Source organism: candidate division KSB1 bacterium (genome assembly GCA_034505495.1).
Taxonomy (GTDB): Bacteria; Zhuqueibacterota; Zhuqueibacteria; order Residuimicrobiales; family Krinioviventaceae; genus Fontimicrobium_A.
On sequence record JAPDQV010000023.1, the window covers coordinates 45,968 to 55,449 of the forward strand.

At 55.1% G+C, this 9,482-nt stretch carries 9 protein-coding genes; 8 read left to right on the top strand and 1 reads right to left on the bottom strand.

The window, feature by feature from the left end; all coding sequences use genetic code 11:
• Positions 1–283 precede the first annotated feature (283 nt).
• The 8 genes from iorA to ONB24_10135 all read left to right on the top strand — a co-directional run bounded on the left by iorA (position 284) and on the right by ONB24_10135 (position 8,771).
• Positions 284–2,020 (top strand): indolepyruvate ferredoxin oxidoreductase subunit alpha, encoded by a 1,737-nt coding sequence (gene iorA, locus ONB24_10100; protein ID MDZ7316463.1) that lies wholly within the window; start codon positions 284–286, stop codon positions 2,018–2,020.
• 2 nt (positions 2,021–2,022) lie between these two features.
• Complete coding sequence (locus tag ONB24_10105) at positions 2,023–2,616, top strand: indolepyruvate oxidoreductase subunit beta (protein ID MDZ7316464.1); 594 nt, start codon at positions 2,023–2,025, stop codon at positions 2,614–2,616.
• A 23-nt stretch (positions 2,617–2,639) separates the two neighbouring features.
• Entirely contained in the window at positions 2,640–3,935 is a 1,296-nt protein-coding gene (locus tag ONB24_10110) for a phenylacetate--CoA ligase (GenBank protein ID MDZ7316465.1), read from the top strand.
• Positions 3,936–3,978: 43 nt separating this feature from the next.
• On the top strand, positions 3,979–4,410 hold the full coding sequence (locus ONB24_10115) for an ACT domain-containing protein (GenBank protein MDZ7316466.1): 432 nt from the start codon (positions 3,979–3,981) through the stop codon (positions 4,408–4,410).
• 64 nt (positions 4,411–4,474) lie between these two features.
• Positions 4,475–5,779 carry a phenylacetate--CoA ligase gene (locus ONB24_10120; GenBank protein MDZ7316467.1) on the top strand — a complete coding sequence of 435 codons (1,305 nt, stop codon included), beginning with the start codon at positions 4,475–4,477 and terminating at the stop codon, positions 5,777–5,779.
• Between the two features lie 32 nt (positions 5,780–5,811).
• Complete coding sequence (locus tag ONB24_10125; protein MDZ7316468.1) at positions 5,812–6,225, top strand: PaaI family thioesterase; 414 nt, start codon at positions 5,812–5,814, stop codon at positions 6,223–6,225.
• Positions 6,226–6,412: 187 nt separating this feature from the next.
• Complete coding sequence (gene mgtE / locus ONB24_10130) at positions 6,413–7,792, top strand: magnesium transporter (protein ID MDZ7316469.1); 1,380 nt, start codon at positions 6,413–6,415, stop codon at positions 7,790–7,792.
• A gap of 136 nt (positions 7,793–7,928) precedes the next feature.
• Positions 7,929–8,771: a sugar phosphate isomerase/epimerase gene (locus ONB24_10135; GenBank protein ID MDZ7316470.1), complete on the top strand. Its 843-nt coding sequence runs from the start codon at positions 7,929–7,931 to the stop codon at positions 8,769–8,771.
• On the opposite strand, the gene sfsA is transcribed toward ONB24_10135, so the two are convergent.
• Positions 8,765–9,478 carry a DNA/RNA nuclease SfsA gene (gene sfsA / locus ONB24_10140; GenBank protein ID MDZ7316471.1) on the bottom strand — a complete coding sequence of 238 codons (714 nt, stop codon included), beginning with the start codon at positions 9,476–9,478 and terminating at the stop codon, positions 8,765–8,767. The genes ONB24_10135 and sfsA overlap by 7 nt on opposite strands.
• Positions 9,479–9,482: the final 4 nt, after the last annotated feature.

Below are 9,482 nucleotides of genomic sequence, written 5' to 3' on the forward strand. Positions count from 1 at the left end.
ACATCTCCGATGGGTCGTATAATCGGCTGGAAAAAAAGCACTAGACCCTTTAAGCCGGTTGATACCGGTCGATAAGAATCGATCTTGAGACAAAAGTAGAATTTTTAACCGGCAACTATGAAATCGGGGTGCCTGCGAGTTGTTTGGTGTTTGGCACGGCAATTCTCTGTTGTTTTTCAGCTTATTTCGTCTATCTTTCGTAAGAGAACACCTCGTCGATCGGATGATGCAGAATTGGATAAAAATAAATCGGAAGCAAATCACGCGAGATAACGGAGGTTGAATGAAAAGGCTGTTTTCCGGGAACGAAGCGGTAGCGCGCGGTGCGTTTGAGGCCGGCGTGCAGGTGGCCGCCGCTTATCCCGGCACCCCAAGCACGGAAATTTTAGAAAATATTGCTCAATATCCGCAAATCTATGCCGAGTGGTCGGTCAATGAAAAGGTCGCTTTTGAGGTTGCCTACGGCGCTGCGGTTGCCGGCAAACGGGCGCTGGCGGCAATGAAGCACGTCGGTGTTAACGTTGCTTCGGATGCCCTTATGACCGCTGCCTATGCCGGCGTCAACGCAGGTATGGTATTGGTCTCTGCCGATGACCCCGGCATGCACAGCTCCCAAAACGAACAGGACAATCGTTATTTTGCCCGTTTTGCCCAGATTCCCATGCTGGAGCCTTCATCCAGCGCTGAAGCCAAAGCGTTTGCCAAGCTTGCGTTCGAGATCAGTGAGGCTTTCGATACGCCGATCATGCTGCGCATGACGACCCGAATCTGCCACGGTCGAGGCGTCGTCGAACTGGAAGAGCCGCAGCCTGTCAGGACACGACCGTACGTAAAAGATCCGCAAAAGTACGTCATGATGCCCGCAAATGCACGCGTGCGCAGGACGGTTCTTTTGGAACGCATGCGCCGCTTGGCTGAATATTCGGAAACCACACCGCTGAATCGCGTCGAAGAGGGCGATGCAGAGATCGGCATCATTACCGCAGGCGTCAGTTATACATATGCGCGCGAGGTCTTTCCGAACGCTTCCTTTCTCAAGCTCGGCATGACCAACCCTTTGCCGATGCGCAAGATCGCCGAATTCATCAGCCGACATCGTCAAGTGTACGTCATCGAAGAGCTTGAACCGTTTATGGAAGAACAGATCAAAGCGGCGGGACTAAATGTCCGCGGCACCGATCTGCAGTCCACGGCCGGAGAGCTGTCGCCGGATGTTCTGCGCCGCCGTTTTTTCGGGACAGTACCGAAAAAAGCGGCAGGCAATGATTTGCCGGCGCGTCCGCCCGTAATGTGTGCAGGCTGCCCCCATCGGGCCGTGTTTTCGGTTCTTCGCAAGCACCGTGCGGTTGTCAGCAGTGATATCGGCTGCTACACTTTGGGCGCTTTGCAGCCGCTCAATGCCATCGATTCGGTGTTGTGTATGGGCGCTTCCATCGGCATGGCCCAAGGATATGCCCGCGTGCTCGAACCCGATCGCCCCGTCGTTGCGGTGCTCGGCGATTCGACGTTCATTCATGCCGGCATTCCGGCTTTGGTGAATGCCGTTTACAACCGCGTCAAAATGACCGTGGTTATTCTGGACAATCGAATTACGGCCATGACCGGCCATCAGGAAAATCCAGCAAGCGGCAAAACGCTGCAGGGAGAGCAGGTCCCGGTCTTTGATTTCGAAGCTGTGGCGCGCGCCGTAGGTGCTGCCTACGTCCGCACCGTCGATCCGATCGAAACTGAGGCTCTCGAACGAGCGATCGGCGAAGCAATAGCCTGCGACGGCGTGTCGGTAATCATCGCGTCGCGGCCCTGCGCTCTGGTGGATCGGCATCAATACACCGGCGTCATGATGATCGACAAAGACACCTGCAGTGAATGCAGGCTCTGTCTGCGCATCGGTTGCCCGGCAATGAGTCTTCGTGACGGCTCGGTGGTCATTAACCCCGATCTCTGTTTCGGCTGCAGCTTGTGCAGTCAGATTTGTCCCAAGGAATCCATTCATCGAACCCGAGTTAATGTGGAAGGATAACCATGGCGGAAACCATAAATGTGTTGATTGTCGGTGTCGGCGGCCAAGGAATCGTGGCGGCAAGCAATGTGCTGGCAAATGCCGCCCTTGCGGCAGGATGTGACGTGAAACAGAGCGAGGTGCACGGCATGGCGCAGCGGGGCGGAGCAGTGAGCAGCCATGTCCGTTTCGGTACTGCCGTTCATTCACCCGTTATTCCGCTCGGCGAAGCTCAGTTTCTGCTGTCCTTCGAAAAATTAGAGACGCTGCGCTGGCTCGATTATTTGGCTGATGATGCAATGGTCATTGTCAACGATTATCGCATCGATCCGATCACCGTCGCGGGTGGAAAGGCGGAATATCCGGCGGACATCGAGTCGAGGCTGGCAAGCAGCGGTTACGGCACTTTATTGATCGACGGCATGAAAAAGGCGGAAGCGGCGGGAAACTTTAAGAGCGTCAATATGGTGCTGCTGGGGGTACTGGCTGCCCGGCTCGATCTTCCGATCGATACCTGGAAGAGCGCGATCTCCAGGCGGTTTTCTGGTGAAACGTTTGCAGTCAATTGGCGCGCTTTCGAGCTCGGACGAGCGGCGGGCTTGAACGCGGAACCGTGAACCTATAGGGTGAGGAGAAGACTATGAAGTATATCGTCGAGTACATTGATCCCGAATTGTTGTATCGGCTGCAACTGGAGCGGCTGCGCGACGTGGCTTTACGGCTATACCAGCACGTGCCGTACTACCGCGGCGCTTTCGACGCCATCGGCATGAAGCCGCAGGATATTAAATCGCTCGATGACCTGCAGCATCTGCCGTTGACCGACAAGGAAACGCTGCGCACCAACTATCCTTTCGGCATGTTTGCGGTGCCGATGAAGCAGGTCAAGGAAATCCATGCATCGTCCGGCACCACCGGCAAACCGACGGTCGTGGCCTATACCGAGCACGACATTCGCGTCTGGTCCGAGGTGATGGCGCGCAGCATTTATGCCGTGGGCGGTCGAGATGACGACATTATTCAAAACGCCTACGGTTACGGCCTGTTCACCGGCGGTCTCGGCGTTCATTACGGTTCGCTCGACCTGGGAGCGACCGTCGTGCCCATCTCTTCCGGCGGCTCGAAGCGGCAGCTTCAGCTCATGCAGGATTTTCAGACCACCATCCTCACCTGCACGCCTTCTTATGCCATTTATTTGGCCGAAATCGCCGAGTCTGAGGGTATCGATCCGCGCAAAAGCTCGCTGCGCATCGGAATTCACGGCGCCGAGCCGTGGAGCGAAGAGATGCGGCGCCAGATTGAAGAAAAGTGGGACATCAAGGCTTACGACATTTACGGGCTTTCCGAGATCATCGGCCCGGGCGTGGCGGTCGAATGCGTGGGACAAGACGGACTGCACATTTGGGCTGATCATTTCCTGCCCGAAGTCCTTGATCCCAAGACCGGCAAGCCGGTGCCGGAAGGGCAGGACGGCATGCTGGTCATTACCACCCTAACCAAAGAGGCGACGCCGTTTTTGCGCTATGCAACCAAAGACATCGTCAGCATGACCACGGGCAAGTGCCCCCATTGCGGCCGCACCATGCCGCGCATCAGCCGCATCAAAGGCCGCACCGACGACATGCTCATCATTCGCGGCATCAACGTTTTCCCCTCTCAGATCGAGTCGGTTTTGCTTTCCATGGAAGAAACCGAACCGCATTACCAGCTCGTCGTCACGCGGGAGGGTGCGCTTGACAGCCTCGAAGTCCAAGTGGAAGTCAACGAAAAGTTCTTTTCCGATGAGATTCGCGCCCTGGAGGCGCTGACCAAGCGAATCAAGGAGGAGATCGAAAGCGTGCTGTCGATTTCCGTCAACGTCAAACTGGTAGAACCAAAGACTCTCGCACGCAGCGAGGGCAAAGCCAAACGCGTCATCGATCTGCGCAACATCTGAGGCGAGATGAACTTTATTGAACCATAATCGTGAGGGCCATGACATGCAGGTCAGACAAATTTCAGTGTTTATGGAAAACCGCGCCGGCCGATTGATGGAGATCACCGGCATCCTTGCGCAGGCCGGCATCAATCTTCGCGCCCTGTCTCTGGCGGATACCTCGGATTTCGGCATTCTTCGCATCATTGTCGACAAGCCGGACAAGGCTGTCGACATTCTGCGCCGCTCCGGTTTCACAATCAGAGAGAACGTGGTGATTGCTGCCGTCATCGAAGATCGCCCGGGCGGGCTGTATCAAATTCTCAAGGTGCTGGCCGATGCCGGTATAAGCATCGAATATATGTACGGCTTTTTAGGCAAGCACGAGCACGAGGCGGTCATGATCATACGCGTCGAAGAGATGGAACGCGCCATCGAAGTGCTGCTCGAGGCCAATGTTACGCTGCTCAAAGGCGAGCAGATCTATACCATGTAAGCGGAAAATCCGATAAATTTTCCTCGCCCTCGGTGCGGGGCAAGTCAACAAAAGGAGAAGCGGTTTGCTCTACTGGAATCAGGCGGAAGAAACTCGTTCCCGCGACGAACTGCAGCAGATTCAACTGCAGCGTCTGCAAAAAACTTTGCAGCTCGTTTATGAAAACGTGCCGTTTTATCAGGAACGGTTCAAGACCATCGGCGCCGAGCCGCAAGATTTCAAAAGCCTGGAAGATTTCTTCAAGTTCCCTTTTACCACCAAAGCCGACATGCAGTCCACCTATCCCTACGGCATGTTTGCTGCGCCCATGGAAGAGATCGTGCGGCTGCACGCCTCGTCGGGCACAACCGGTCGCCCGACGGTGGTCGGCTATACCCGCAACGATTTGGATACCTGGTCGGATTTGGTGGCGCGCCTCCTGACCGCAGCCGGTGTAACCAAAAAGGATATCGTCCAGGTGGCCTTTGGTTACGGATTGTTTACCGGCGGCTTTGGTCTGCATTACGGCATCGAGCGGGTCGGCGCCACTGTGATTCCGGTTTCTTCCGGAAACACAGACCGCCAGCTGCAGGTGATGTCCGAGTTCGGCGTGACGGTACTGGTCTCGACGCCCAGCTATGCCGTTTACTTGGGGGAGATTTTGGAGGAAAAGAGAATCCCCCTCGACTCGCTCAAGCTGCGCGTCGGCTGTTTCGGCGCCGAGCCGTGGACCGAGGCGATGCGCGGCGAAATCGAACGGCGGCTCGGCATCATCGCCACGGACAATTACGGCCTGAGCGAAGTCATGGGACCAGGTGTCTCTTTTGAGTGCGTCCACAAGAACGGCATGCATATCAGCGAGGACCATTTCATCGCCGAAATCATTGATCCGGAAACCGGCGCGCCGCTGCCTATGGGCGAGTATGGAGAGTTGGTGTTGACCACTCTGACCAAAGAGGGCATTCCGCTGCTCCGCTACCGAACCCGCGACATAACCAAATTGACTGCGGAACCCTGCCCGTGCGGCAGAACCTTCGTGCGCATGTCCAAGCCGCGCGGCCGCACCGACGACATGCTGATTATTCGCGGCGTCAATATCTTTCCTTCTCAAGTGGAAGCCGTTCTCGTAGAGATGGAAGAGACCGAGCCGCACTTTCAGCTGATTGTTCGCCGCGAAGGCGCGCTCGATACTCTGGAAATCCGTGCCGAACTCAACGAGGCCTATTTTTCCGATGAGATGCGCGTCATGCATCAATTGGAAGAAAAGATCAAAACCAAGATCCGTAACGCCATCGGCGTTTCGGCAAAAATAACTTTGGTGGAACCCAAAACGCTGGAAAGAACGACCGGCAAAGCCAAAAGGGTTATCGATCTGCGCGAATATCTTTGACGGTTAATCAGCTTGAGACAGGGAGGCGCCCCATGACTTCCGATGAAATCATCGCCTATATGCAGGCGAACGATCGCTTCGCCGCGGCGAACGGCATCCGACTGGTGGAGGCTTCGCCCGGCCGCGCGGTTGCCGAGATGGAAGTTGCGGCCTCGCACTTGAACGCCGTCGGCGTCGTGCACGGCGGCGCTCTGTTTGCTTTGGCCGATTTCAGCTTTGCGGTGGCCTGCAATTGCGGCGGCACGCTCTCCTTGGCCGTCAATACCACGATGAATTTTGTTCGTCCGGTCACAGCCGGCATATTGCGCGCCGTTTGTGAGCAAGTTGCAGACGGCAAACTGGCAAGCTACCAGGCAAAAATATTTGACCAAGAAGGGCAAGTGATTGCGCTTTTTACCGGCCTGGCTTACCGAAAAAAGGAATCTTTTCCCTTCTCGCCAAGATAGTTCTTGTTCTTTTATTGAACTTTTTGTAAGGTTTCCCCGTTTTAGTTTCGCATTTTATCCGTCTCGAGTGAAAATTCGGAGGGGGAACTCTATTGCGAAGAACAATGTAATTTCTCCTACTTGAAACGCCGCCGAAAGGGACAATCGGCGGTACGCCGATCAAGCGAGCAGAGAAAGCGAGGTGGTTATGAAGAACGAGTTTCTGGTTCCTGAACTGCGGGAGCTGCTGAACATCGGCGACATCGAATCTTTGCGCGACTTTTGCGAGTCGAATCACCCGGCGGAAGTTGCGGATTTTATCTCTGCGCTCGAACCGAACGAAATCTGGCAGATCCTTTTGGCGGTCAAACCCGAAATCCGCGCCGAGATATTCAGTCATTTCGATGAAGATGACCAGCTCGAATTAACCGAAAAGCTGAGCCGCACCGAGCTGGCCAATCTGATTACGGACATGTCGCATGACGATCGCGTCGACTTGTTCAAACGTCTGCCCGAGGAGACGCAAAGGTCCCTGCTGCCCGCCTTGGCACAGGCAGAACGAGAGGACATTCGCCGCCTGGCCTCTTACGAGGAAGGTACCGCCGGATCGGTAATGACCTCCGAGTATGCGGTTCTTCAACCGTCCCTCACCGCCGCCGAAGCCATCGAAAAGCTGCGGCTGGAAGCTCCAAACAAGGAGACCATTTACTATGCCTATGTGGTCGACGATCAGCGTCGACTGATCGGTTTTATTTCGCTCAAAGATCTCATTATTGCCCGGCCGCACCAAAAGGTCGAAGACCTGATGCATCGGGACGTCATCTATGTTAAAGCCGACGATGACCAGGAAGAAGCGGCGCGCAAAATCCAAAAGTACGACCTCCTCGCCATTCCCGTCGTCAACAACGACCGAGTGCTGGTCGGCATCATTACCCACGACGACGCTCTCGACATCATCACGCAAGAGCATACCGAAGACATGGAAAAAATCATGGCCATCGGCGGTTCGCACGAAGCCGGCGTGTACCTCCGCACTTCGGCCTGGGAACATTTCAAGAATCGCGCAACCTGGGTGGTGAGCGTTGCGGCGCTGGGTTTGGTATCCGGTATGATCATCCACAGCTTTGAGTCGACGCTAATGAATTTGATGATCCTTGCCCTTTACATGCCGATGGTTGCCGACACCGGCGGCAACACCGGCAGCCAGTCCGCTACGGTCGTTGTCCGCGCGTTGGCCCTCAAAGAAATTTCCCCCAGCGATTTCCTGAAGGTGATTTTCAAAGAACTGCGCGTATCGCTGCTTTTGGCCGTGATTTTAGGTTTGCTCTCCTGGTTAAAAGTCATGTTTCTCTCACAGGGCTCTACGATTCCTTCCGGCTATACTTTGCCGAGGATCGGTCTGGCCATCGCCGTTGCTTTAGGTTTGCAGGTAGTCACGGCAACCTTGATCGGCGCCGTTTTGCCGCTCATTGCCGCAAAGCTCAAATTGGACCCGGCAGTCATCGCCAGCCCGGCTTTGACGACCATCGTGGATATGACCGGCCTAGTCATTTATTTTACTTCGGCCAAGCTCATCTTGGGCATCTGAACGGCTGCCCTCAAAGAGCCTTTTCGGCGGATCTGCGGAGATAAGGTGCGGGCCTTGCACTGAACATTGTAGGAACAAGCGTCGGACCAAACGGATCGGAGTGTTTAAGCGTAGTAGAATTAACGGAGGTTTTTGCATGAACACTTTAACGCGAAGGCAGTTTTTGCGCAGCACCGCCGCGGTTGCCGGCTTGGCATGGGGGGCAGCCGCACAAGAAAGCCGACAGTGGCGCGAAATCGGCCTGCAGGTCTTTACCATCCGCAAATCCCTGCAGGAGGACTGGGAAAAGACGCTGCGCCGAGTGGCGGAAATCGGTTACAATACCCTGGAGATGGGCGCCTATTTCGGGGAGTCGCCGGCAGCCTTTAAGGCTTTCCTGCAGGAAATCGGTTTGAAGGTCATTTCCGGCGGCGGATCGATCGGGGCTTTGCGCGCCAATCTCTCACAACTCATCGATCAGTCGCTGGCCATGGAAAAGGAATACCTCGTTTGCTTTTGGCCGTGGGAAGGATCCATGGAGGGTAAGACCATCGACGATTGGCGGCGTCTGGCTGAAGAACTGAACGCCATTGGTGAAAAGGTCAAACGGTCGGGTTTACGGTTTGCCTATCACAACCACGACATCGAATTTCAGCCGACCGAAGGCAGAATACCATTCGATGTGCTTTTGCAGGAGACCGACCCGACAATGGTTGGTATAGAATTGGATATTTACTGGATGGTCAAAGGCAACCGTCAGCCGATCGATTATCTTGAATCCTATCCCGGCCGTTTCCCTTTATGGCACGTCAAGGATATGGATGCGACGCCGCAGCGGGGATTCGCCTGCGTCGGGGAAGGCGTCATCGACTTTCCCGCAATCTTTAAGCGTGCGGAAAGAGCCGGCCTGCGGCACATCTTTGTCGAAAACGACGAACCGAAGGACGAACTCGCCTGCATCAAAACAAGCTGCGAGTATTTGCGCGCCATGCGTTATTGATGGCTTTCCGGCGGCGTCAGATCGAACGGCAAAGGTTCCCCTAAATTGATTTCCTGCACCGAGACATCAGCACGGTAGACGAGAATCTCTACTCCGCGTTCGTGTGCCGTTTTGAGCGCGAGCGAAAACGAAGGATCGATCTCATAAGCCGGTCTAAAAAGATTTGCGTCGTTCCGCTGAACGACGAAAAAGAGAACCGTCCGATGTCCCTGCTCGATGAGCTTGGTCAAGGCCTCCAGATGACGCAATCCGCGGCTGGTCACGGCGTCCGGAAAATAAGCGATGCCGTTTTCAACCATCGTAACGCTCTTGACCTCTACGTAACACCGTTCCCCGGGGCGACTAAGCATGAGGTCGATGCGGCTGTCGTCACTGATTTTGACCTCGGTCTGAATCTGATTGTAGCCGCTCAGCTCCGGTATAAGCCCCTTTTTCACCGCCCGATGCACCAACCGATTGGGTACAAAGGTATTGACGCATACCCAAACGCCATTGATCTCGATCAGCTCCCAGGTATGCGGATGCCTGCGGTTGGGGTTGTTGTCTACCGACAGCATGACTCGGCTGCCGGGTACAAAGCAGGTTCGCATGCTGCCGCTGTGATTGCATGCAGCGTTAATAACCTGGCCGTTGTCCAATTTAACAGTGGCCAAAAAACGCTGCGGCCTGGCTAAGAGCGTTCCTTTGACAAGCGGTGGATTCTTCATTTCT

Excerpts from the sequence above, each read along its gene's own strand:
- iorA (MDZ7316463.1), top strand. The coding sequence starts at position 284 with ATGAAAAGGCTGTTTTCCGGGAACGAAGCGGTAGCGCGCGGTGCGTTT.
- ONB24_10105 (MDZ7316464.1), top strand. The coding sequence starts at position 2,023 with ATGGCGGAAACCATAAATGTGTTGATTGTCGGTGTCGGCGGCCAAGGA.
- ONB24_10110 (MDZ7316465.1), top strand. The coding sequence starts at position 2,640 with ATGAAGTATATCGTCGAGTACATTGATCCCGAATTGTTGTATCGGCTG.
- ONB24_10115 (MDZ7316466.1), top strand. The coding sequence starts at position 3,979 with ATGCAGGTCAGACAAATTTCAGTGTTTATGGAAAACCGCGCCGGCCGA.
- ONB24_10125 (MDZ7316468.1), top strand. The coding sequence starts at position 5,812 with ATGACTTCCGATGAAATCATCGCCTATATGCAGGCGAACGATCGCTTC.
- mgtE (MDZ7316469.1), top strand. The coding sequence starts at position 6,413 with ATGAAGAACGAGTTTCTGGTTCCTGAACTGCGGGAGCTGCTGAACATC.
- ONB24_10135 (MDZ7316470.1), top strand. The coding sequence starts at position 7,929 with ATGAACACTTTAACGCGAAGGCAGTTTTTGCGCAGCACCGCCGCGGTT.
- sfsA (MDZ7316471.1), bottom strand. The coding sequence starts at position 9,478 with ATGAAGAATCCACCGCTTGTCAAAGGAACGCTCTTAGCCAGGCCGCAG.